Consider the following 23,611-nt stretch of genomic DNA (forward strand, 5'->3'; position numbering starts at 1 on the left):
TGTTCTTGTTTGATTATGCCAGTTTAACATAATTAATTGGCGTTTATTGAAGTGAAAAGGAGGGAGAAACATGAACAAAGAGAAAGCAGAACAGATTGTAGCGTTTATGCGCGAAGAAGCGTATAAGCCACTTACAGTTCGGGAGCTAGAAGAAGCTTTCGGATTACAGGATTCGAGTGAATTTAAAGACTTTGTCCGAACGTTAAATTATTTAGAAGATAACGGATTTATCGTTCGCACGCGTTCAAATCGCTACGGTGTGCCCGAACGGATGAATTTATTAAGAGGAAAAGTCCAGCGTCATCCGAAAGGTTTTGCATTTATTATTCCTGAGGATTCCGGTATGGAAGACGTGTACGTCACTGAGTCTGATTTAAAAGGAGCTATGAACGGAGATACCGTTATCGTTCGTTTAAATCCAAAAACTTCTGGTTCTCATCCTGAAGGTGTCGTCATACGGATCGTCGAGCGTGGAGTTAAAGAAATTGTAGGTACGTATTCTGACAGCAAATACTTTGGTTTCGTCGTCGCTGATGATAAACGGATTCCGAACGATATTTTTATTCCGAAAGAAGCGACGAAAGGTGCAGTTGAAGGTCATAAAGTACTCGTGAAAATTACGAAGTACCCTGAAGGCAGGATGAGTGCCGAAGGTGAAGTCATTGACATCTTAGGTCATAAAAATGATCCTGGTGTTGATATATTGTCAATTATTTACAAATACGGACTTGCGCGCGATTTTCCAGAAGAAGTGATGGAACAAGCGAATGCAACACCGGACAAAATTAATGTAGATGACCTCGTTGGTCGCCGCGACTTACGGGACGAAACGATCGTAACGATTGACGGAGAAGATGCAAAAGATTTAGATGATGCCGTCAATGTAAAGAAGTTGGATAACGGCAATTATTTGCTTGGTGTCCATATTGCTGATGTGTCTCATTATGTATTAGAAGGCTCGCCTCTTGATAAAGAAGCATATGAACGCGGGACGAGCGTCTATTTAGTTGACCGTGTCATTCCGATGATTCCGCACCGATTATCGAATGGAATTTGCAGTTTAAACCCTCATGAAGATCGGCTTGCACTCTCGTGCGAAATGGAAATTACGCAAGAAGGTGTCGTCGTTCAACACGATATTTTTCCGAGTGTTATTCGTTCGAAAGAGCGGATGACGTACACAAATGTACGAAAAATTTTACAGAAAGAAGATGACAAGGTTTTAGAAACATATGCGGAGCTCGTGCCATTTTTTGAAACGATGGGTGAACTAGCTGAGATCCTACGTCATAAACGAATGAAACGCGGAGCAATAGACTTTGATTTTAATGAAGCGAAAGTTCTTGTTGATGAAGAAAGTAATCCGGTTGACGTCGTGATTAGAGAGCGTTCCATCGCGGAACGGCTCATCGAAGAATTTATGCTTTGTGCAAACGAAACGATTGCAGAACACTTCCATTGGTTAAATATTCCGTTTTTATATCGGATTCACGAAGAACCAAATGAGGAAAAGCTCACGAAGTTTTTTGAATTCCTTACGAATTTTGGATATACCGTGAAAGGAACAGGGAGTGATGTTCACCCTAGAGCATTGCAACAGCTGTTAGAAGAAGTGAAAAATGAACCTGAAGAAGCTGTGATTAGTACGGTTATGCTTCGGTCGATGAAACAGGCGAAATACGATCCGAAAAGTCTCGGACACTTTGGATTATCAACTGAATTTTACACGCATTTTACGTCGCCGATCCGCCGTTACCCAGATTTAATTGTTCACCGGCTCATCCGTACGTATTTATTCGAAAATAAAATCGATCGTGCGACTCAGGAGCGCTGGAACGAAAAGCTTCCAGAGATTGCAAACCATACATCAGAGCGTGAACGGCTTGCTGTTGATGCCGAGAGAGAAACGGATGATTTGAAAAAAGCACAATTTATGGAAGATAAAATTGGTGAAGAGTTTGATGGGATTATTAGTGGTGTGACGAACTTTGGGATTTTCGTTGAGTTAGAAAACACGATTGAAGGTCTAGTACATGTCAGTTATTTAACGGATGATTATTATCGCTATGAGGAGCGGCACTATGCGATGATCGGTGAGCGGACAGGAAATGTATTTCGCATCGGGGACCAAATACGTGTCCGTGTTTTGCAAGTGAATATCGAAGAACATTCCATTGATTTCGAAGTTGTTGGCATGAAAACGAAACGTAGTAGGCCAAAGAAACAAGTGCCAACTGTCATTCAAGGTGGTAAAAGGTCTCAACGAAATGGTAAAAAAGCTAAGCAATCAGTGAAACCTTTTTATTATAACGTTGCGAAAAAGAAAAAACGAAAGCGGTAAGCATTGGAAGACCCCGGGAGGTCGTTTGCCTTCGTCATTTGGGGTTTTCTTTTGATTTTCACACATTTTTTTGCTACAATTAATAACCGTTTTAAAGGGAGGGGATTAGCATGTCAAAAGGAGCAGAAAATAACGTCATCGCTCAAAACAAAAAAGCGAGGCACGACTATTTTATTGAAGAAACGTATGAAGCGGGCATCGTGCTGAAGGGAACCGAAATTAAATCGATCCGTGCGCGACGCGTTAACTTAAAGGATTCGTATGCGAGAATTCATAATGGTGAAGTCGAGCTACTTAACATGCACATTAGCCCGTATGAACAAGGGAATCGCTATAATCACGATCCACTCCGCACACGCAAGCTTTTGTTGCATAGAAAAGAGATTGATAAGCTAATTGGCAGAACGAAAGAAGATGGTTTCACGATCGTGCCATTGAAGCTCTATATCAAAAATGGCTTTGCAAAAGTATTGCTCGGAGTCGGAAAAGGGAAAAAGAAATACGATAAACGAGAAGAATTAAAGCAAAAAGCAGCTAAACGCGAAATTGAACGCGCGTTTCGCGAACGTCAAAAAATGTAAAAAAAGTGAAAGTTTTTCATTTGGAATTTAAGCTTTTTCGTGTTATACTAAAAAGTGCACTCTAAATGAGGATTTGGGGCTTTGACGTTGCGTCATAACCTATTCCACCAATGGGAGTCCCAATGAGCAACTTTAAAATCTCTCCGTTTATTATTTTATCAAGGGGACGTTTTGGATTCGACAGGGGTAGGTCGAGCTTGGATTGCGAGCCGAGCTGGAGAACTCGTTAATCCCTCCAATGCCAATAATAACTGGCAAAGAAAACAATAACCTCGCTTTAGCTGCTTAATAGCACTTTAGCGGTTCCTCCCTCCATCGCCCATGTGGTAGGGCCAGGGACTCACTCTTAGTGGGCTACGCCGGAAGTCGCCGTCTGAGGCTGAAGGAAGAGACGAATCAGACTAGCAGCTTGGAAGCCTGTCAGCAGGCCGAATGGTTTGCGAAATACTAATATGCTGACTACGCTCGTAGATATTCAAGTGGCGATGCCTTTGGACGAGGGTTCGACTCCCTCCGTCTCCATAGTATAATTCAATCGGATTTTAAACAACATCAGAAAGTGTCAAAGCCTTTGATTAATAAGGTTTTCGGCGCTTTTTTTATTTCATTGAATTTCATCTACAAATAATCTTACGTATTCAAAAATGTAGTGATCACCTTTTAATAGATTCGGGGAAATTTTCTTTACGTTTATACTACTCTACAAATATTTGATTAAATTTGCGAGCGAGTTTTATTTAGCATGATGCCTATGAATCGAATACTTAACATATTGAAGTAAATCGTTAGTAATAAACGGGTTTCACCTGCTCCTGATAATCTCCTAACAAACATCTCTCTTTTATATTTTTCTACCGATGAAAGTATAATAGTGAATCCAGAGACAAATAGGAGAGCATTAGATCCGAGAAATATAAGAAGCGCATATTTTTGATTGAATAGATCAGTCCGCCATGCTTTTTCAACTTTCTCATAATAAATTTCAGTCTCGCTGTTTGTTTTTTGTATCGCAGTTAATAGGTCTTGTATGAGTAGCTCACTTTTTTCACCAGCGTCAATATAATATTTCTTCTTCATCGGTTTAGTGATGGAATAATATTTGCCACTACATTAGTAAAATTATCAATATAGCCAACTACTTCACACTCTATGATTTGTCATCTATTCTTCTACAGTTAAAATTATACTGTAAGTAGTATAAGCAGTTTTTAATGGATTATTTATTTTTGATAACTTTGTTGTCCAGCCACGTTTCCCTTCTCTTAATCTTACTTTACATCCAGTCACTACCTTGTTTTTATTTGTATCGTATAGACCTGTTCCTTTTACGCCAACAGTATTGTACCCTTGAATATAAACAGTAGCGCCAGATCCCATAGAATAGAAATATGCTGGTGTGTCAATCCTTGCGCTGTAATAGCACCTATAGCTATTATGACTACTGCTATCGATGCTGTATGAATAATTGATTTTACTTTTCTCATCATAAAATATATCCATTTATCTACATGCTATTAGCGGAGAGTACAAGAGATGGAAATCCCAGAACTTTCAGAATAAAACGTGTTAAAAAGGGAAGAGGGGTCGGGTCCCTCTGTTCCTATTTGTATAAGCAAAAAAGACAAGGAATCGATTGTCTCAGATCCAAATTCCACGTAATACTGGATCAAATCAACAACGGATTAAATTATAGTAAAACATAAAGAACTAGTAAATGTCATTTTCTTATAAAAATAAACTTATTGCAAACACTTCATCGAATGTATCGGGTCTTTGGCAAATGGCGATTCACAGCGTCAAAGGTATTACTTTGTTTAAAACGATGAGTCTGTTTTTTTGTATTTAAATCGATTATAAAATTGATTTTTAAAACTCATTTGATAATATAAAATTTACGAGGTGAAAGTATTCATAAGTAGGTGAAAAACATGTCGGAACATGAGAAAAAAACGGTTCAACCACATAAACAACAACTTCTTAACCGCTTAAAACGAATTGAGGGACAAGTTCGCGGTATTCATAAAATGGTTGAAAATGACCGTTATTGTGTAGATATTTTGCATCAGATCAGTGCAGTGAAATCAGCGATAAATAAAGTCTCTCTTGCTTTGCTAGAAGATCACACACATCATTGTGTAACGAACGCAGTTAAAGCAAATAATGGAGAAGAGGCAATTAAGGAATTAATGGATGTGATGAAAACGATGACAAAATGAAAAACACAAGTTTTTTATTTTGTTTTAAATATACTATACAAGGGTATTGTAAATCTGAATTGAAGTTAAAATCCAAAAATGATGAATGAGGTGAGGGATACTGTAGACCTTTTAATCTCAGCATTTTTGATGTGGCCGATTTTGTTCTCTTCGTTTTTCCTGAGATTTTTGCATAGTATGAATATGGATGCAATCTGAAAATGATTTTCAAACATAAGAGTAGAAATCTGATACAAATAGAAAGGAGTGATGACAAATCACGACTTTATATTTAGTAAGGCACGGTGAAACAGAATGGAATGCAACAGGAAGACTTCAAGGGAGAACGGATATCTCTTTAAATGAAACCGGAATGAAACAAGCGGAACAGTGTGGTCACTTCTTAAAAAGCATCCACTTTGATGTTATGCTAACGAGCCCGTTACAAAGAGCAAAACAAACAGCGGAGATTATAAATCGCTTTTTAAACCTTCCATTCTATGAAATTCATGAATTTATTGAAAGAGATTTTGGTGATGCGGAAGGTATGACGATGGAGGAGGTTATTTCGGCGTTCCCCGATCGGAAGTATCCAAATAAAGAAGACCGATTTTCGTTGAACAACCGAATTATGGAAGGATTACGTAAAATCAACGAACAATATCGAGACAGTCAAGTTTTGCTTGTTTCACATGGTGCTGTCATTAATTCACTATTTGATTCGTTATCGAACGGGGAATATGGAAGAGATAAGTTAAAATTAAGGAATGCTTCGATAAGCAATATCCGTTATGATAAAGGACGTTGGAACATCATCGAATTTAATCAATGTTCCCATCTTTCTCAGTTTAGTTAACGAGATGTTTTTCATTCCAGTATACTTATGTTTTTCAGAAAGGACTATCTTATGAATCAGACAAAAGCTTCTAAGTTGGATCAATTGTTAAAAGAAACGAAAGAAGGGCTACAATCAGAACATTATGTTGCGGATGAACGAACGATTACAACCGTATCATTAGCATTATCGTTGGAAAAACCGATTTTAATTGAAGGACCAGCAGGTGTAGGGAAAACAGAATTGGCTAAAGTGATTAGCTCTTGGAAAGGCTTTCCGCTTATTCGACTGCAATGTTATGAAGGACTTGATGAAGCGAAAGCCTTATATGAATGGGATTATAAAAAACAGCTTCTTTCTCTCCAAGCGAGAAAAGGTGATTCGTCATCGGTTAATCATCTTTTTTCCGAAGAATATTTATTGGAAAGACCACTACTTGCTGCGATTCGCTCACATGAGCAGGTTGTTCTTCTCATTGACGAAATCGATAAAGCAGAACCTGAATTTGAAAGTATGTTATTAGAATTGTTAAGTGATTTTCAAGTGACAATTCCTGAGCTCGGAACGGTAAAAGCGGTGAAGCGTCCGATCGTTGTTCTAACATCGAACCAAATGCGGAATTTATCAGAGGCTCTTCGTCGTCGTTGCTTGTACTTATATATTGATTACCCGAATCCTGAAAGAGAAGCAGCGATTATTCGCGAACGTGTCCCTGAGCTAAAAGAAGAGTTAGTGGATGAAGTGGCGATGGCGCTTTCACAGCTTCGAAATATGGATCTTCGTAAAGCGCCGAGTGTAGCAGAAGCAGTTGACTGGGCGGAAGCATTGTTAGCGATAGGAATTCAGACGCTTGATGTTCAGACTGTTTTGCAAACATTAAATGTTTTAATTAAAGATCATACCGACATTGAAGAAGCAAAGCGAAGATTATCTAAGATTGTTGAAGGTGAAAAACATGATCGGCAAAATTGTTGATTTTGGAAGTTCTTTGCGATTTTCTGGGGTTCCGGTATCGATTCCAGAAACATTAGAGGTCGCCTCTGTTCTTAACGGTATTCCGTCTCCAACGACTCAAGATAAAGAACGCATTCGTCTTATTTTTCAGACCTGTATGCTTAAAGATGAAAAAAAGTCTGATATCTTTCATGAGCAGTTTGAACGTTGGTGGATTAGGTGGTATGGAGAACATCCGCCACACGACTCTTTATCTTCGATTCTCAGCTCTCTTCGCCATTCAATCTTGACCGGAAACCAAAGTGAATTAGAAAATCTTTTTAATCTTGCGATGGCGAATGCTACAGAGTCAATGGGTGAAGAAAGCTTTTTGCCAGGTCAAGGACAAGGTGGCGGAACAGGGGAAGGCGAAGGCAACAATGAAGGGAATCCCTTTTTGAGAACGAAAAAGCGACGCGCCTTGTATCACTATCTTCGGGCGATGTTGAAGTTTGAAGAAATTGCAAATGAAATTCAAGAAGATCCTAACTTAAGTGTCTGGCACCGAAAAAATGCAGAACATTCGTTGAATCGGGCAGAGGCGCTTTTACGAAAAACGGTTTTTAGTTCGGGGTATAATAGTGGAGACCGCAATGTACGAGTTATGCGTACACGATTGAAAGAGGAGTATGAAGATGTTTCCGATGTCGCAATTTATAAAGCGACGTTTACGCAAATTCAAAAAATGCAGCAGATCGTACCGGATATTGTGAGACAACTTTCTTATCAGAAAAAATATAAAGATCATGATCAAAAAGGAATATTACATTTAAGGAAAACGATGAGAAGCTCGCTATCGAATGGAGGGATACCGATTGATATCACTTTTAAACGAAAATTGCCGAAGCGCGAAAGGATTGCAATTCTTTGTGACTTATCTGGCTCTGTCGAGATTTTTAGCCAATTTGCACTTCAACTAGCGAATTGTTTTAGCAGTCAATTTGCAGGAATTACGTGTTACGGTTTTATTAGTGATATCGATGAGATTACTCGTTACGTATCGAGAGAAGACTTCCCGCGGTCAATGGGAAACTTGTATTCCGAATGTGATCTCGTCTTAAACACGAGCAACAGTGATTACGGTCAAGTTTTTCGGCAATTTGTAAAAAAATATCTTCATGACCTCGCAAAAAGCTCCTCCGTCATCATTTTAGGAGATGCAAGAAACAATGGACGGGATCCGGGACTAGACGCCCTTAAAACGATCCGAAACTGGGTGAAAAAAGTATACTGGCTAAATCCTGAGCCAAAGACATCATGGGCTTATGGGGATAGTGTGATGACCCAATACATCGCTCTTTGCGATTCTGCTCATTATATTGAAAGTGTAAACGATCTTGCGAAGTTCGTGGCTAGTTTACGTGGGGTTTGAATGGAAGTAGAATGGGATGACTAGAGTATTCATTATCATTTATTGAAATTAATAGATTATTGAACTAATTTCGAAACTGAAAAGCTGCATGAGTTAAGTAGCACTGCTTCACGGGAACAATGTCGGTGTCAAAAAGAAGCCGGCTTAAAGAAATATTTGAACGAGGCAGGGCGGAAATTCATTCTGACTTATATTTATACTCGTCATATTATATTTACACGTGTGGATCTTTTAAAAATTGAAATCGCTCACGTTCTCGAAGAAGAGATCGATAAAGAGTTATCGCTGTAGCATAGAAGAGGTTAGAAAAATTATCAATGCGATTCCAGTGCGACTCCAGAAAAATGATTATGTGGGCGTTCATTTTGATCCAAGGAAGTACACAGATTGCACTTTTTAACCTAGTGCCACATCGAGAATCATCATCAATGTAAAGCCAATCATTAAACTCATCGAAGCTAAGTCTTTGTTTCCTTTTTCGTGTGAGCTTGGGATGACTTCTTCAGCTACAACAAAAATCATCGCACCAGCTGCAAAACTTAATGCGTATGGAAGAAGCGGTTCGACAAACGCAACTGCTAATGCTCCGATAACGGCTGAAACTGGCTCAACCGCACCTGAAAGTTGCCCGTAGAAAAAACTTTTCCCGCGCGATAAACCGTCACCTCTTAAAGGCATTGAAACAGCAATACCTTCGGGAATGTTTTGGACGCCAATCCCAAGTGCCAACGTTAATGCGCTCGTCAATGTTGCCTCTGTTCCAGCTGAAGCAAGCGCACCAAAAGCAATCCCGACAGCCAAACCTTCCGGAATATTATGTAATGTAATCGCTAGTACTAATAGCGTACTTCTTTTTCGATCTCTTGGATAGTAGCCTTCAGCTTTACGAATCGGAGTATTTGGATGAAGATGAGGTAATATTTTATTAATGATCCATAAAAAAACCCCACCTAGTAAAAATCCTAATCCTGCAGGAAACCAATTTCCGATTGTATGGTATTCTGACATTTCAATCGCTGGGGATAACAGTGACCAAAAACTCGCGGCAATCATGACACCACCGGCAAATCCGAGCATACTATCTAACATGCGCTGGTTGAAGTTTTTTGTTGTAAAAACGACCGCTGCTCCGAGTGCGGTCATTCCCCACGTAAATAATGTCGCGATGAAAGCCATTGTGATAGGGTTAAACTGTTGAAAAAAATCGTTCATAATCGTTATGAAACTCCTTTTAACGTTTCTATTTTTATCATACTATAACAAATATCATTCGGCTAAATTTTGATCTGGAGCAAAAGAAGTGAAGTCCTTACTACTTTAATTTATGATTGGAATCGATGGTTCATCACAATATTATAGACTATGGGAGGCTACAACATGAGTGGAGAGTATCGAGTCTCGAGGAAGATTCGCAACGTACGAGATGTTATGATTCAAGAACATTCGCTTGCGCATTCGTCAGGTTTCGTCATTGAACCTGGACTTTGGAAACAACATGATCCGTTTTTAATTATGGCAGAAGACTATTTTCAGCGCGGTACTTTCGGAATGCATCCACACCGTGGTATGGAAACCGTCACATATGTCATTGAGGGGAAACTTGAACATGAAGACAATAAAGGGGGCAAAGGGGAACTGCTTCCTGGAGATGTTCAATGGATGACAGCTGGGAAGGGAATCATTCATGCAGAAGAGCCAGCGCACGGAGAAACTGTCCATTCGTTGCAACTTTGGGTGAATCTTCCGAGTCACAAAAAGATGACAGCTCCACGCTATCAAAATTTGCGCAGTCAAGACATGCCCGTTCGGCATGAAGACGGTGCGGTTATACGAGTGTTTTCCGGTTCATCTGGGGATGTAAAGGCAAGTACAAAAAATCACGTGCCGATTACGATGGTTGAAGTAAACCTCGAACCAAATGCAACGTTTACTCAAGACCTTCCTGGAAGCTACAACGGATTTCTTTATATCGTCGAAGGAAAAGGAACGTTCGGCAGTGAAAAGACAAAAGGCAAGAAAGGACAAGTGCTCTGGCTAGAACGGACTAGCGATGAAGAACAGACAGAAGTAGAAATCCATGCAGAAGAAAAGTTGCTTGTTTTGTTATACGCTGGGGAGCCTATTAGGGAACGTGTTTTCGCACGTGGTCCGTTTGTTATGAATTCAGAGGAAGAAATCGTCCAAGCGTATCAAGATTATCGAGAAGGAAAATTTGAGTAGACGGGTATCCCTTGACATTTTCAAGGGCTTAAATTCTTGCATATGATGACAAACATAAAAACGTTGCTGTAGCACTTCATTCTAAGTCGTTATTATTTGCGAACGATGTACTGCAACGATTTTCCGTCTTTGGCCAGGGTATTCACTATAAGGAATTGGCTTGTCTTACTATCAACGATGGGACCGTCTACTAAAATAACCGCTTCTTTTTTATGTTTTTAAAAATCCGTTTTGAAAATGATTCGAACGGATTTTTTTATGTGTGCCCGACATGGGCTATAACTTGGTGGTGAAAGTCCACTACAGGCTTGGCAGTAGGAACTGTTAGCTAAAGGCAAGGGTGTCCACCGTGAGTGGAATCTGAAGGCAAAATTCCGAACTGACGAACAGAACCTGCATAATAAGGCTGACTTGGAATGGATGAGTTTGTATAACAAAACAATGTCCGATACTGCCCAAGTTCCATACAGTAAATGCAGCAGTTACATGGGAGGAAGGTTATTCAATTAACAATCACCTTAGTGATAAGGTGATGAATGGTGAGAAGTCAGCAGAGACCAAAGTAGTTTCTACGAAACAAAGGGCTGAGCAACCTTATATCTTGAAGAACAAGGAGGTGCAGACATCGCCGCCTAAGCTCAGAAAATTATCGTGGCAATTGCTGGAGAGATGACTGCCCATGGAGAAATACGTTGGAAACGGAAAGGTACATAGGAGAGCGTAGGGATGTCGCATGGATATGAAGAAACAAGAGGGTATCAATTTAATCGAGAAAGTTATTTCCGATAGTAACTTTTGGACTACATACGAAAAGGTGTATGCCAACAAAGGAGCACCGGGAGTGGATGGAATAACAGTCTATGAACTTAAAAGTTACATGAGTAAGTTCTATGAACCGTTAAAACAAAAGTTAAGGGATGGAACATACCAACTACAACCCGTTAAACGGGTAGCCAAACCAAAACGGGTCGAAAAGATACTTAAGGAATTCCCTGTACAAGTCATTGACCCGATTATCGATCCACACTTTTTGTAAAATAGCTTTGGCTTTCGCAAAGGAAGAAATGTCATCAAGCGATGAGAATACTTTCGGGATGGCTATCGAGTCGTTATGGACTGTGATTTAAAGAGTTACTTTGACACGATACACCACAAAAGAATACGAGCATACCTTGATTGTTTTGAAATGGATTTGGAAATTTTTACGCTCAGGTATACTTGATAAAGATATCTACATCGAAACAACTAAGGGAACTCCACAATGAGGTCCTTTATCACCACTCTTCCACAATTTAAAATGTAAACGAATGGAATTCGGCTCGTTTTGACTCAAAAAAGAGTAAAACCTAATGGTAAGTAATAACATCCGTGGATAAAAAAATTTTCCCATCATTAAAGAGTGAAAGACATAAATTTACTCCTCACAGCTGGATAAAAAGGCATTCGCTACTCATCTCACACTTTTTTTGCTAAAATGGGAATGATCTACATAGAGAAAACAGCTAAGGGGAAAACGTCACGTGAAGAAAAAGAAATCGTTAATGTCTGCAATACTAGTCGCAGTTGTGATTACGGTAGGCTCTTATTATGGACTTGATTTAAGTGAATTTTTTGGAACCGAAACCGTTCAAAGTGAAACATTCGATGTTATTAAAGTGATTGACGGAGATACAATTAAAATTAATTACAATGGCAATGAGGAAAATATTCGCTTTTTACTCATTGATACACCTGAACTATCACATAAACAATTTGATGGTCCGCAGCCGTTTGCGGTGGAAGCAAAGGAAAAAGTGGAAGAGCTTCTGAAAGAGAGAAAGGTCGATATCGAAATTGGCATCCAAGAACGGGATAAATACGGAAGACTGTTAGGATATTTATATGTGGACGGAAAAAGTATACAAGAAGAGCTTTTGCGGGAGGGTCTCGCAAGAGTCGCTTACGTATATAATGATAAAAGGAATCTTGATCGTTACTTGGAAATCGAAAAAGAAGCAAAGCAAGAAGGAAGAGGCATTTGGAGCATTGAAGATTACGTAACTGAAGATGGGTATGTGAATGTGAAGTAGCCGAGGGGGTAAATGACCGTGGACGGAGTTTTTTCTAATTATACATGGTATGAATTGTGGGGACCGGTTTGGATTGTCGTTTTGTTATTCCTATCGTATTTGTATGTTAGAAAAATTGTAGCATCTCAATTTTATGAAGTGACGAGCAGGCAAGTAAAATTCTTTTTCACGGCTGTTGTGTTGCTTTATGCTGTAAAAGGAAGCCCTTTTACCGTCATTGCGAACGACTATATGTTTAGTGCCCATACGTTTCAAATCTCAATAATGTTTTTCGTCGTCACGCCATTGTTTATTTTAAGTTTGCCTGTAGACTTTATTCGCCGTTACTTTTGGGATTATCGGATGAGAAATGCGATTAAACTGTTCGCTCACCCTTGGATGACTGCGATTTTCTTTAATGGCTTGCTTACGATTTATTTCGTACCGGGTGTTTTTAATACGATTCAAGCGAATGTGTTTTACACGTCTTTGGCGCAAACGATACTAATGATTCATGCCTTTTTAATGTGGTGGACGATCATTACCCCTCTACCAGAAGTCAGCAAGTTAACTGATTTCACAAGAGCGGCTTATGTGTTTTGTACAGCGATGTTACTCATGCCGATCGGAATTTTCTTAATCATTATTGAAAAGGCGCATTACCCTGTGTATGCTGCGGTCGTTGACATGATGCCGATGATGACAGCAGTGTATGATCAACAATTGGCTGGTGGAACGTTAAAAGCGATTCAATTGACGAGCTACGGTATCGCTTTATTTAAAATTATGATGCTGTGGGCGAAAAAGGAAGAAGATAAGGAAGGGCAAGTCGATGATGAAAATATCCGTATCGCCCGCGGGGTTGTCATTCATTTAGATGATAAAAAGTAAAAGCTGTTTAAGCCACCATCGCTTGAACAGCTTTTCTTCAATTAAAAAATGATAGCAAGGAAAAACCAAATGATCATGATAAGCTGGACGATAAATTTTGCTAATGTTCCGCTTAAAAGCCCAATCAATGTTGCAATTCCGATGTTGAAGGCTTTTTGAATGTCTTTTTCAATGAGGAATTCAGTTATGATGACGGCGAGAAATGGAACAATAAGAATGCCGTATGGAGGCACGATGAACGCACCGATGATGATGGCAAGCGCGGCGATGCGTTCACCCCATTTGGAACCGCCGTATTTTTTTACAAAATAACTGCTCGCTAAAAGGTCAGCAATAAAAATAAATAACGTTAAAATCGCCATGGCGATCCAAAAAAGTAAGGATAATTCATCTTTTTCGATTCCGAAATAATAGAGAAGAAAACCACCCCAAACCGCTAAAACGGACGGAATAATCGGAAAGATTAATCCGAAGAAACTTAATAAAAATAATAGGACGATTCCAATCCATATGATGACTGTCATTGTTAATTCATCTCTTTTCGCAAGAAAATACAAAACAACCTTATATAGAAAGAAGTTGATCTTATGGTATTTACATTTAAAAACATTCCGTTTTCAGTGTTAGATTTAGCACCGATTGTCGAAGGCGGATCAGCAGAAGATACGTTTCGAAACACACGTGAACTTGCCAAACACGCGGAAAAGTTAGGCTATAACCGATATTGGCTGGCTGAACATCATAACATGCCAGGCATCGGAAGCTCAGCAACATCGCTTTTAATTTCTCATGTTGCGCAAGCGACGTCAAGCATTCGGGTTGGTTCCGGAGGTATTATGCTTCCGAACCATTCGCCACTTGTCATTGCTGAACAGTTTGGAACGCTAGAAACGTTATATCCAGGTCGGATCGATCTCGGGCTTGGGCGCGCGCCAGGTACGGATCAATTGACAGCATTTGCGCTTCGAAGAAATAACATGAGTGATGGCAGTGATTTTCCGGATATGCTTGCTGAATTGCGTCGTTATTTTCAACCATTTGACGGCACTCAACGTGTCCGTGCGATACCGGGAGAAGGTTTAAGCCATATTCCAATTTGGCTACTCGGTTCAAGTGGATTTAGTGCACGACTTGCTGGACGGCTTGGACTTCCGTTTTCGTTCGCAAGCCATTTTTCGCCTGAAAATACGATACCAGCGTTGGAAATTTATCGTTCATCTTTTGAACCGTCTGAAGTCCTTGATGAACCATACGTTATGTTGGGAATTAACGTGGTTGTTGCTGATACAGATGAAGAAGCAGAGCGATTATCGACGTCGATGCAACAACAATTTTTAAATCTGATTCGGAACAAACCGGCGAAGCTTCAACCGCCTGTTGAGAGCATGGAAGGTTTATACACAGAATATCAAAAAGCAGCACTAGAGAGTAGGCTCAGTTCATCGATTATCGGCGGACCAGAAAAAGTGAAAGCGCAGTTGCAAGCCTTTATCGAACGAACGAAAGCAGATGAACTGATTATCAATGCACAAATTTACGATCATAAAGCACGCCTAAGGTCCTATGAAATACTCGCAAATCTGTAACTTGTGTCATCGATTCATTTGAATAGTTACTCCTCTTCCGAACAATGCTAAGAACATTGGCAGCGTGTTTTGTACTGGAGGAGGCTAACATGGATAACAAAGTATGGCGAAATCCAGTATTTCTTATTTCCGCACTCGTCATTTTAGTTCTCGTTATCATTGGAGCAGTTATGCCTGACGCGATTGGGCGTGTCGCGAACATACTGTATGAATTAACGACAATTGATTTCGGCTGGTTTTATTTGTTGACGGTTTTTATTATCGTTGTTTTTCTCATCGGGTTAGCAATTAGCAAATATGGGTCAATTCGGTTAGCTGGGGAAGGGGAACGACCGGAGTTTCCATTTTTTTACGTGGATCGGTATGCTTTTTTTCGCTGGTTTCGGCGTCGGTCTCGTGTTTTGGGGCGTCGCCGAACCGATGAGCCACTTTTTCACACCTCCATTTGAAAACATACAAGCGCAAACCGAATCCGCTGCAAGGCTTGCGATGGGCTATGCTTTTTTCACTGTGGGGTCAGTCAGTGGGCAATTTTTGCACTCTTCGGGTTAGTCATCGTTTTTTGCAATTTCGGAAGAAGAAGAGTGGACTCGTCTCTACAGCGTTAGAACCAGTTGCTGGGAAAAGACGTCCTATTAAATATACGGTTGAATCGTTAGCCGTCATAGCAACAGTGATGGGGATTGCTACTTTGCTTGGTTTAGGCGTTCTTCAAATGAACGGTCTGCAAGCGCTATTTGGGATCAACAATTCGATTGGCACTCAGATGATTATAATTGTAATTATGTTTGCTGCATATACAGGGTTGGATAAAGGCATCCGATACTTAAGCAATTTCAATTTAGGATTTGCCCTTGGATTGCTCGTCTTTGTATTTATTACAGGACCGACTCTGTTTATTTTAGGAACCTTTACGCTTGCCCTTGGTGACTATTTATCGAATTTTATTCAGTATAGTCTACGTTTGCAATCGTACGTAGGTGGAACGTGGGTGAGTTTTATTGGGCGTGGACGATTGCGTGGTCGCCGTATGTCGGTGCATTCGTTGCTCGCGTTACGAAAGGCAGAACGATTCGTGAATATTTACTCGGTGTGATGGTCGTTCCACCATTAATTGCTTGCTTATGGATTGCTGTTTTTGGTGGAACTGCACTGTGGTAAATCAAGGTACGGAGATTGCAGCATCAGTAAATGCTGATGTTACGTCAGCATTATTCCAGACGTTTGAACAGTTGCCGTTTTCGGGATTGTTATCGGTCATCTCGATTTTATTAATTTTAACCTTTCTCGTAACGTCTGCAGATTCCGCAACGTACATTTTAGCAAGCATGTCTTCAACCGCCATTTATTGGAAAAATTGTATGGGGGAGTGCTTATGTCGGCAATTGCGGCTGTGTTTTTATATTCTGGTGGATTAGACGCATTGCAAACGGCTTCGCTCGTATCGGCTTTTTACCGTTCACAGCACTTTTATTGTTGCTGATGCTCGCGCTCGCAAAGCTGCTTCGAAAAGAACCGCTTCCGATTCGAAAAGCCGATGTTCGACGATTTAAACGGTTGGAAAAAGTGACAAACAGTGATAATCGAAAATAGAGGGAATGCTAAGATATGCTACAATAAGAGTTCATAGGTTCTAGTTCTCTAGGGTTCCGCAGATGTGTATGTAACTGGTCTGGACCGAGAGAGAACGCACAGCATGGGGTTGTGTATACGGAGGGACAAAAGCCCGGGAGGATATCTTTGTCGATATTCCCGGGTTTTTCTGTTGGTGTTTAGCGTGAAAAGGAAAGAAACGTCATATTTTGATTTATCGGGAAACCGAATTCAGTAGAGGGATGGCCGTCCTTGTGACGGATTAGTGAAATGATGAATGTTTCAACCGTAATGTTTATCTAAAGTAAAGGAGAATCTCACTTGAATAAAAACTGGTTATACATTTTCATTGCTGTAGCTTTTGAAATTATTTGGGTCACAGGATTAAAACATGCGTATGACTTGTTCACGTGGACGATAACGATTATCGCAACGATTGGATGTACGATATTTTTAATTAGGGGGACGAAACGGTTACCTGTCGGTACGGCGTATGCTGTGTTTGCCGGCTCAGGAGCTGGCGGTACTGTACTTGTTGAAATGTTTGTTTTTCATGAGCCGGTTTCTCTCGGAAAGCTTTTTTTTATCGCATTGCTTCTTACCGGTGTAATCGGATTGCAAATAGTGACAGAAGAGAGTGAAGTTAAAGGGGACGAGGGTTAATGGAGTGGTTTATATTACTGTTTGCAGGCTTGTTTGAAGTACTCGGTGTTGTCGCTTTAAATCAATTAAGTGTAAAAATAAATGTAAAGTGGTTGCTAATATTAGTCGGTGGTTTTGGGATTAGTTTAACGCTTTTAACAATCGCGATGAAAGAAATTTCAATGGGAACTGCTTATGCCATTTGGACGGGTGTCGGTACGATCGGAGGAGTGCTTATTGGAATGATTTTTTACGGTGAACCGAAAGACAACATTCGGCTTTTTTTCATTAGTTTAGTCGTGATTTCAGCAGTCGGGTTAAAACTTGTTTCGTAAAATTATTCGTTCAATTCTTCCATATTTGCATCCTTTTCATATATACTAGTACAAAGGGATATAAAAATGTAGAGGAGGAATTGAGATGACAGAAGCAGTACAAAAGCAATGGCTAGATCTTTATCCCGATGAAATCCCTCATCACATTGACTATGATGAGAGACCGCTATATGCCTATTTGCAAGAAGCGGCGAAGGAACAGCCAGACAAAATTGCACTTCACTTTATGGGGAAGGAGCTGAGTTACCGAGAAGTTTATGAAAGCGCTTTGAAACTTGCAAATGAACTACGCAATCTCGGCTTGCAAAAAGGGGATCGTGTAGCGATCATGTTGCCGAATACACCTCAGTCAGTTATCAGTTACTACGGGGTTTTGCTCGCCGGTGGAACGGTTGTACAAACGAATCCGTTGTATACGGAACGTGAGCTTGAGCATCAATTGAAAGATGCTGGTGTAAAAATCCTTATTTGCGTGAATCTCGTGCATCCGCGAGTCATGAAAGTAAAAGCGAATACGTCTTTGGAACACATTATTGTCACAAGTATAAAAGATTACTTGCCGTTTCCAAAAAATTTATTGTATCCGCTCGTTCAGAAAAGAGATTATCCTGATTTGAAATTAGACATTCAGTACAATGAGACGATGCATCGATTTACTGACCTCATAAAAAGAGGAGCAACAAATGAAATCTCGCTCGACATCGAGCCGAAAAAAGACGTTGCTCTTTTGCAATATACGGGAGGAACGACGGGGCTTGCTAAAGGGGTAGTTTTAACTCACTTTAATTTGACGGCAAATACTCAACAATGTCGTGCTTGGGTATATAAGATGGAAGATGGGAAAGAACGAGTACTCGCAATACTGCCTTTTTTCCACGTATATGGGATGACAGTTGCTATGAACTTGTCGATTATGAGTAGATCAAAAATGATTATTATGCCGAAATTTGATCCGCTTGATACGTTAAAAACAATTCAAAAACAAAGACCAACATTATTCCCTGGAGCACCGACGATGTATATCGGACTAGTAAACCACCCTGAAATTAATAATTATGATTTATCTTCAATCGATGCGTGTATTAGTGGTTCTGCTGCTTTACCTGTCGAAGTGCAACAGAAATTTGAGGAAATCACGAAAGGGAAGCTTGTTGAAGGGTATGGATTAACGGAAGCGTCACCAGTCACACATGCGAATTTCATTTGGGGAAATAGAGTATCTGGAAGTATCGGCGTACCTTGGCCAGACACGGATGCTAAAGTGATGAAAGAAGACGGCAAAGAAGCTGAAGTCGGTGAAATTGGGGAACTCGTTATCAAAGGTCCACAAGTGATGCAAGGATATTGGAACCGCCCTGAAGAAACGGCTGAAACATTGAAAGACGGTTGGCTGTATACAGGTGATATGGCGTACATGGATGAAAAAGGCTATTTTTATATCGTTGATCGTAAAAAAGATATGATTATCGCTGGTGGATTTAACATTTACCCTCGTGAAATTGAGGAAGTACTATACGAACACGAAGCGATACAAGAAGCGGTCGCTGTCGGAGTGCCTGATGAGTACCGTGGAGAAACGGTGAAAGCATTTATCGTATTAAAAGAAGGCAAGCAAGTCACAGAAAAAGAATTGGATGAATATTGCCGGAAACATTTAGCGGCCTACAAAGTTCCAAGACTTTATGAATTCCGTGATGAGCTTCCGAAAACGATGGTCGGAAAAGTATTGCGTCGCGCATTGCTAGAAGAAGAAAAACAAAAAGCGAACAAATAGTTGGATTTTGAATTTATTAATTATTTTTAAGCAATAATGAGTGATTATTCATTCAGTCTTTAATATAAAAACTCGAAATGGCAGAGCACGTTCCATTTCGAGTCTTTTTCTTAGATGATCAATAAAATTTGGAATTGGTTGTATTGTCGCTTTCCCAGGTCTGCTCAAACAAGTTCAAGGGGGTGAAGTTCTAATTTCCGATTGATGAACCCAAAAGTCGTCATCCCCTTTTCTTAAAAAAAGGTAGCAAGCTATATATATATCCTGAACTATTCATAGAAATTAATCGGCGTTCTAGTAATGCTTATTTATCAAGTGGTCTGGATAAATTGGCTATGCACCAAATAAATGAAAAAAGAATCCGTTTCTGTTAAAGTTAAATCACCACAAAATAACCACAGAAAGGATTCTTATAATGGCTACTTTATCGGATTTAACTCTCAATTTCAATCGTCAAATTAAATTGTCAAATAATGGAGGTTCCCTTTCCTCAGATACGGGCGAATTCCTCTTTAGGGAATTCGATGAAACAATAGGGTTTTCAAAGACATTAACTCAACGTCTAGATCTAAAAGATGAAAGGCTGTACCATTTCCATTCGAATGAAAATTTACTTCGTCAAAAGATTTATCAAATCATTGCCGGATATTCCGAAGACGATGCTGCTGATCAATTGACGAATGATCCCGTTTTTACACAAATCATTGGAACAGAAGCATTAGCCTCCCAACCTAGTTTGTCTCGTTTTTTCGCTCGATTTGATCCCGAATCCATTGTGCAATTAAATCAAGCCAATCAAGAACAGCTAGACAAAGTACATCAATTCAGAAAATCAAAGGCACTCATCATCGATTTGGACTCAACACATGCTGACACGTATGGAGAACAAGAGTCTTCAGCGTACAATTCCCATTACGGCACAGTCGGTTTCCATCCAATGGTTGCTTTCGATGGTATAACAGGTGATTTTCTAAAAGCCCAACTGCGACCGGGAAATGTTTATACTTCAAATGGCGTTGTGGACTTTGTAAGACCCCTTATCGAACATTATAACGAGAAATTTCCAGAGACGATCCCATTCTTGCGCGGAGATAGTGGTTTTGCTGTTCCTGCTCTATATGATTTATGTGAAGGTGAGTCGGTCTATTACGTGATTCGTTTGAAATCTAATGCGATTTTGCAACGTCTCGCCGATGAACTACACCCTGCGACCGCACCATCTGATACAACAAAAACAGAGTGTTATTATGAGGAAACCGAATATCAAGCAAAATCATGGTCTAAGCCAAGAAAAGTAATCATCCAATCCGTTCGTCCTGCTGGCGAATTGTTTTTCACACATTCATTCTTTGTAACGAACTTGATCGACGCATTTTCTCCAAAAGATATCGTTAGGTCGTACCAGAAAAGGGGCACGATGGAAAACTATATCAAGGAAGCCAAGCATGGATTTGGTTTCGACAAAATGAACAGTCACTCTTTCCAGGTAAACGAAGCAAAGATGATGTTGAGTCTGTTAGCGTATAACCTAACGAATTGGCTACGCACGCTGTGTTTCCCAGAAGGGCAAAAAAGAGTGCAGATTGAAACGATACGTACAAGAATCATCAAAGTGGCTAGTAAGTTAGTGAAGTCAGGACGATCCCTTTACTTTAAATGGTCCTCTAGTTTTGTGTACCAAGAATTCTTTTGGAAAATACTTCGGCGAATTCAACAACTAAAGCTAGAATAAACCATTCTAAACCTCTTTTTAAAAAATCTAATGTTAGACCAAGGGAGTAGTATACCCAAAAACAGGAATTTTTCGGGCTATCAGATAAATCTTTACCAAAATTTGAAAAACTCTCTTAGTTAGTGCCAACGGAACAAAAAAATGATATCTTTACCTCAATTAATGCCTCCATGAGCAAGGTGTGAATAAATCAGGTATATATCACCTTAGCTCAATATAGCCATGCATAACACAAGCGATAAAAACGTATATGGAGACATATTTTATCGGTACGTTAGCAATGAACGGTCGATTTCAGAAACAGATTTTTTGCCTGATAGCGCCATCGTTAAATCAAAGTCAGCGAGCAAATTACGTATCACTTCTTCCACGCCTTTTTGTCCGGAAACGGCGAGCCCGTAAATATATGGACGTCCAATTAAAACAGCCGAAGCACCGAGTGCTAACGCTTTCAAAATATCCGAACCTCGTCGTATTCCACTATCCATAAGAAGCGGGATTCGACCTTGTGTGACTTGAGAAACTTCAGTAAGCGCATCAAGTGCTGAAATGGCTCCACTTACTTGCCTTCCGCCGTGGTTTGAAACGATGATACCATTGGCACCATGGTACATTGCAAGTTCAGCATCACCAGGATGTAAAATTCCTTTCAAGACGATTGGCAATTGCGTATGTTCACGAATAAAAGCTAAATCTTTCCACGTTAAGCTCGCATTCGAAAAAATTCGTAAAAAATATTGAACGGCTCCCATTACATCTTCTTCCGGACTTTTCTTAAGTTTTGAACGAAATGCAGGGTCTGATAAATAGTTTGCAATTCCTTCTGCTTGCAAGAAAGGCAAGTATGCATTTTCTAAATCTTCTTCTCTCCAACTCAGCATTTGTGTATCAAGTGTGATGACAATGGCCGAATAGCCTGCTTGTTCTGCTCGTTTTAACATGCTTGCTGTGACATCTTCGTCTTTTCCCCAATACAGTTGAAACCATTTTGGCTTATCACCTATCGCTTTAGCAATGTCTTCCATAGAACGCGAAGAGGCTGAACTTGTAATAAACGGGACATTCATCTCTGCTGCTGCTTTGGCTGATGCAATTTCAGCATCGTCATGGACGATCGATTGCACCCCAATCGGTGCAAGCAACAAAGGATAGGGGAATGTTTGTCCTAAAATGGTTACGGACATATCGCGTGTATCGACATCGTTAAACATTCGTGGTGTAATCGACCAACGTTGAAAAGATTCAAGATTGGCTTTCATCGTATCGCCTGCGCCCGCTCCACCTGCGACATACCAAAACGGACCGTCTTCTAACTTTAAACGTGCTTGTTGTTCCCATCTTTCAACGGAGACTGGTAATTTCTTTTCATTTTTCATTCGCTGATAATGTTGCGCTTGTACAACGTTTCCAAATCCTGGCATATGTTATAACCTCCAGTTTGTGTAGAAGTGGTATATGTTTTGCATTCGATTGGATGAATAAAAATCCTCTTTTATTTTGAGAATCTCGTATGTATTTGGTTTGGTTATACTAATTGAATACTTGAATCACTAGGGGAGCATTTTTGCTGAGAGAGAGGAATCTTGTCCCTTTGAACCTGATCTAGGTCATACTAGCGTAGGGAAGTGGTAAAGCTTTTATTGAGCAAATTTTTTGCCATTCCCTTTTCTTGTGGAATGATTTTTTATTTTGTGCTTCTTCCTCGTTTCGAGTATTCAAAACATATAAAGGAGAAGTGATTATGATGCAATTTAGTGATAGGCTTTTTAAAACCGTTGAACCGATTTGGAACAGTTATTTGAAACACCCTTTTGTAAAAGGTATTGGTAAGGGGACTCTTGAGAAGGAAAAGTTCATTTACTATATATGAAGCAAGATTATGTATACTTAATCGAGTACTCGCGAGTATTTGCCATTGGAAGTGCAAAAGCAAATGATTTGAAAACGATGGCAATGTTTGCGAATTTACTTCACGGGACGATGAATTACGAAATGGATTTGCATTGTGAGTATGCGCGGAAATTTGGGATTTCAAATGAAGAGTTGGAAGCGACTAAACCATCGGCAACGATGACGGCATACACGAGTTATATGCTTTCTTAAGCACAGTTAGGCGGGGTTGAAAATGCTGTTGCAGCCGTGCTTGTTTGCGCTTGGAGCTATAATTGGATTGGGAAAGAACTAGCGACATGGCCTGGTGTATTAGAACATGAATTGTACGGTAATTGGGTGAAAATGTATTCTTCTGATGGGTTTACAAAAATTGCGAACGATTGTATCGAATTAATCAATGGCATCTTAAAAGGTAAGTCAGAATCTGAATTCAAACGATTAGAAGAGATTTTCGTTAATACAAGTTGTTTTGAGTATATGTTTTGGGATATGGCTGAAAATGTATCGATGTGTCCGACTCCTTGAAAGTCTTTAAATAAAAAGTGAAGAAGAGGCGTTTGCACGTAGCCGCTTATTTGGC

The 23,611-nt window shown here is 39.9% G+C and carries 20 protein-coding genes, 1 other RNA gene, 2 pseudogenes and 2 riboswitches; of the genes and pseudogenes, 18 read left to right on the forward strand and 5 right to left on the reverse strand.

Annotation, left to right across the window (positions count from 1 at the left end; genetic code table 11):
* The first annotated feature begins 70 nt into the window (after positions 1-70).
* From rnr to ssrA, 3 genes are all read left to right on the forward strand, one after another.
* Positions 71-2,341, forward strand: a complete 2,271-nt coding sequence (gene rnr / locus ABU914_RS00400; RefSeq protein ID WP_379667772.1) for a ribonuclease R — start codon at positions 71-73, stop codon at positions 2,339-2,341.
* 110 nt (positions 2,342-2,451) lie between these two features.
* A complete protein-coding gene (smpB, locus tag ABU914_RS00405; protein ID WP_379667773.1) occupies positions 2,452-2,922 on the forward strand; it encodes an SsrA-binding protein SmpB in 471 nt (156 codons plus the stop codon).
* Between the two features lie 162 nt (positions 2,923-3,084).
* Positions 3,085-3,447, forward strand: a transfer-messenger RNA (tmRNA) gene (gene ssrA, locus ABU914_RS00410).
* Positions 3,448-3,636: 189 nt separating this feature from the next.
* Here the strand turns inward: ssrA and ABU914_RS00415 are convergent.
* Positions 3,637-3,999, reverse strand: a complete 363-nt coding sequence (locus ABU914_RS00415) for a hypothetical protein (RefSeq protein ID WP_379667774.1) — start codon at positions 3,997-3,999, stop codon at positions 3,637-3,639.
* Positions 4,000-4,083: 84 nt separating this feature from the next.
* Positions 4,084-4,422, reverse strand: coding sequence for a hypothetical protein (locus tag ABU914_RS00420; protein WP_379667775.1), 339 nt, complete (start codon positions 4,420-4,422; stop codon positions 4,084-4,086).
* Between the two features lie 428 nt (positions 4,423-4,850).
* Here ABU914_RS00420 and ABU914_RS00425 point away from each other — a divergent pair, with 428 nt between their 5' ends.
* From ABU914_RS00425 to ABU914_RS00440, 4 genes are all read left to right on the forward strand, one after another.
* Entirely contained in the window at positions 4,851-5,138 is a 288-nt protein-coding gene (locus ABU914_RS00425; RefSeq protein WP_379667776.1) for a metal-sensitive transcriptional regulator, read from the forward strand.
* A 256-nt stretch (positions 5,139-5,394) separates the two neighbouring features.
* Positions 5,395-5,973: a histidine phosphatase family protein gene (locus ABU914_RS00430; protein ID WP_379667888.1), complete on the forward strand. Its 579-nt coding sequence runs from the start codon at positions 5,395-5,397 to the stop codon at positions 5,971-5,973.
* A gap of 51 nt (positions 5,974-6,024) precedes the next feature.
* Positions 6,025-6,927 carry an AAA family ATPase gene (locus ABU914_RS00435; RefSeq protein ID WP_379667777.1) on the forward strand — a complete coding sequence of 301 codons (903 nt, stop codon included), beginning with the start codon at positions 6,025-6,027 and terminating at the stop codon, positions 6,925-6,927.
* Positions 6,908-8,317, forward strand: a complete 1,410-nt coding sequence (locus ABU914_RS00440) for a VWA domain-containing protein (RefSeq protein WP_379667778.1) — start codon at positions 6,908-6,910, stop codon at positions 8,315-8,317. Before ABU914_RS00435 ends, ABU914_RS00440 begins: the two co-directional genes overlap by 20 nt.
* Before the next feature lie 396 nt (positions 8,318-8,713).
* Here the strand turns inward: ABU914_RS00440 and ABU914_RS00445 are convergent, their stop codons facing one another.
* On the reverse strand, positions 8,714-9,529 hold the full coding sequence (locus ABU914_RS00445; RefSeq protein ID WP_379667779.1) for a ZIP family metal transporter: 816 nt from the start codon (positions 9,527-9,529) through the stop codon (positions 8,714-8,716).
* 165 nt (positions 9,530-9,694) lie between these two features.
* Between ABU914_RS00445 and ABU914_RS00450 the strand changes: the two genes are divergently transcribed.
* The 4 genes from ABU914_RS00450 (at position 9,695) to ABU914_RS00465 (ending at position 13,476) form a co-directional block, all read left to right on the forward strand.
* Complete coding sequence (locus ABU914_RS00450; protein ID WP_379667780.1) at positions 9,695-10,537, forward strand: pirin family protein; 843 nt, start codon at positions 9,695-9,697, stop codon at positions 10,535-10,537.
* A gap of 739 nt (positions 10,538-11,276) precedes the next feature.
* On the forward strand, positions 11,277-11,573 hold the full coding sequence (locus tag ABU914_RS00455) for a hypothetical protein (protein ID WP_379667781.1): 297 nt from the start codon (positions 11,277-11,279) through the stop codon (positions 11,571-11,573).
* Positions 11,574-12,057: 484 nt separating this feature from the next.
* Positions 12,058-12,606 carry a thermonuclease family protein gene (locus ABU914_RS00460; RefSeq protein ID WP_379667782.1) on the forward strand — a complete coding sequence of 183 codons (549 nt, stop codon included), beginning with the start codon at positions 12,058-12,060 and terminating at the stop codon, positions 12,604-12,606.
* Between the two features lie 18 nt (positions 12,607-12,624).
* The gene (locus tag ABU914_RS00465; RefSeq protein WP_379667783.1) at positions 12,625-13,476 is read left to right on the forward strand and encodes a cytochrome c oxidase assembly protein; all 852 of its coding nucleotides are present in this window, start codon (positions 12,625-12,627) and stop codon (positions 13,474-13,476) included.
* A gap of 41 nt (positions 13,477-13,517) precedes the next feature.
* On the opposite strand, the gene ABU914_RS00470 is transcribed toward ABU914_RS00465, so the two are convergent.
* On the reverse strand, positions 13,518-14,000 hold the full coding sequence (locus ABU914_RS00470; RefSeq protein WP_379667784.1) for a DUF456 domain-containing protein: 483 nt from the start codon (positions 13,998-14,000) through the stop codon (positions 13,518-13,520).
* 63 nt (positions 14,001-14,063) lie between these two features.
* On the opposite strand from ABU914_RS00470, the gene ABU914_RS00475 reads away from it, so the two are divergent.
* The 6 genes and pseudogenes from ABU914_RS00475 (at position 14,064) to ABU914_RS00500 (ending at position 21,138) form a co-directional block, all read left to right on the forward strand.
* Complete coding sequence (locus tag ABU914_RS00475) at positions 14,064-15,062, forward strand: LLM class flavin-dependent oxidoreductase (RefSeq protein WP_379667785.1); 999 nt, start codon at positions 14,064-14,066, stop codon at positions 15,060-15,062.
* Between the two features lie 89 nt (positions 15,063-15,151).
* A pseudogene (locus ABU914_RS00480) lies at positions 15,152-16,655 on the forward strand (BCCT family transporter).
* Between the two features lie 37 nt (positions 16,656-16,692).
* A riboswitch (guanidine-I (ykkC/yxkD leader) is annotated at positions 16,693-16,797 on the forward strand.
* A 179-nt stretch (positions 16,798-16,976) separates the two neighbouring features.
* Complete coding sequence (locus ABU914_RS00485; RefSeq protein WP_379667786.1) at positions 16,977-17,318, forward strand: DMT family transporter; 342 nt, start codon at positions 16,977-16,979, stop codon at positions 17,316-17,318.
* On the forward strand, positions 17,318-17,632 hold the full coding sequence (locus tag ABU914_RS00490) for a DMT family transporter (protein ID WP_379667787.1): 315 nt from the start codon (positions 17,318-17,320) through the stop codon (positions 17,630-17,632). Before ABU914_RS00485 ends, ABU914_RS00490 begins: the two co-directional genes overlap by 1 nt.
* Positions 17,633-17,717: 85 nt before the next feature.
* Positions 17,718-19,406 carry an AMP-binding protein gene (locus ABU914_RS00495; protein ID WP_379667788.1) on the forward strand — a complete coding sequence of 563 codons (1,689 nt, stop codon included), beginning with the start codon at positions 17,718-17,720 and terminating at the stop codon, positions 19,404-19,406.
* 415 nt (positions 19,407-19,821) lie between these two features.
* Positions 19,822-21,138, forward strand: coding sequence for an IS1380 family transposase (locus ABU914_RS00500; RefSeq protein ID WP_379667789.1), 1,317 nt, complete (start codon positions 19,822-19,824; stop codon positions 21,136-21,138).
* A 263-nt stretch (positions 21,139-21,401) separates the two neighbouring features.
* Here the strand turns inward: ABU914_RS00500 and ABU914_RS00505 are convergent, their stop codons facing one another.
* Complete coding sequence (locus ABU914_RS00505) at positions 21,402-22,559, reverse strand: lactate 2-monooxygenase (protein ID WP_379667790.1); 1,158 nt, start codon at positions 22,557-22,559, stop codon at positions 21,402-21,404.
* A gap of 121 nt (positions 22,560-22,680) precedes the next feature.
* A riboswitch (TPP riboswitch) is annotated at positions 22,681-22,779 on the forward strand.
* Positions 22,780-22,882: 103 nt separating this feature from the next.
* Here ABU914_RS00505 and tenA point away from each other — a divergent pair.
* A pseudogene (gene tenA / locus ABU914_RS00510) lies at positions 22,883-23,556 on the forward strand (thiaminase II).
* Positions 23,557-23,611: the final 55 nt, after the last annotated feature.

Origin of the sequence: Pueribacillus sp. YX66 (genome assembly GCF_041725775.1) — a bacterium.
In the GTDB taxonomy this organism is placed as follows: Bacteria; Bacillota; Bacilli; order Bacillales; family UBA6769; genus Pueribacillus.

Bases quoted from the DNA above. Each gene is read 5' to 3' on its own strand.
- ABU914_RS00420 (WP_379667775.1), bottom strand. From the start codon at position 4,422: ATGGATATATTTTATGATGAGAAAAGTAAAATCAATTATTCATACAGC.
- ABU914_RS00475 (WP_379667785.1), top strand. From the start codon at position 14,064: ATGGTATTTACATTTAAAAACATTCCGTTTTCAGTGTTAGATTTAGCA.
- smpB (WP_379667773.1), top strand. From the start codon at position 2,452: ATGTCAAAAGGAGCAGAAAATAACGTCATCGCTCAAAACAAAAAAGCG.
- ABU914_RS00500 (WP_379667789.1), top strand. From the start codon at position 19,822: ATGGCTACTTTATCGGATTTAACTCTCAATTTCAATCGTCAAATTAAA.
- ABU914_RS00425 (WP_379667776.1), top strand. From the start codon at position 4,851: ATGTCGGAACATGAGAAAAAAACGGTTCAACCACATAAACAACAACTT.
- ABU914_RS00470 (WP_379667784.1), bottom strand. From the start codon at position 14,000: ATGACAGTCATCATATGGATTGGAATCGTCCTATTATTTTTATTAAGT.
- rnr (WP_379667772.1), top strand. From the start codon at position 71: ATGAACAAAGAGAAAGCAGAACAGATTGTAGCGTTTATGCGCGAAGAA.
- ABU914_RS00415 (WP_379667774.1), bottom strand. From the start codon at position 3,999: ATGAAGAAGAAATATTATATTGACGCTGGTGAAAAAAGTGAGCTACTC.
- ABU914_RS00505 (WP_379667790.1), bottom strand. From the start codon at position 22,559: ATGCCAGGATTTGGAAACGTTGTACAAGCGCAACATTATCAGCGAATG.
- ABU914_RS00435 (WP_379667777.1), top strand. From the start codon at position 6,025: ATGAATCAGACAAAAGCTTCTAAGTTGGATCAATTGTTAAAAGAAACG.
- ABU914_RS00455 (WP_379667781.1), top strand. From the start codon at position 11,277: ATGAAGAAACAAGAGGGTATCAATTTAATCGAGAAAGTTATTTCCGAT.
- ABU914_RS00450 (WP_379667780.1), top strand. From the start codon at position 9,695: ATGAGTGGAGAGTATCGAGTCTCGAGGAAGATTCGCAACGTACGAGAT.
- ABU914_RS00440 (WP_379667778.1), top strand. From the start codon at position 6,908: ATGATCGGCAAAATTGTTGATTTTGGAAGTTCTTTGCGATTTTCTGGG.
- ABU914_RS00495 (WP_379667788.1), top strand. From the start codon at position 17,718: ATGACAGAAGCAGTACAAAAGCAATGGCTAGATCTTTATCCCGATGAA.
- ABU914_RS00490 (WP_379667787.1), top strand. From the start codon at position 17,318: ATGGAGTGGTTTATATTACTGTTTGCAGGCTTGTTTGAAGTACTCGGT.
- ABU914_RS00445 (WP_379667779.1), bottom strand. From the start codon at position 9,529: ATGAACGATTTTTTTCAACAGTTTAACCCTATCACAATGGCTTTCATC.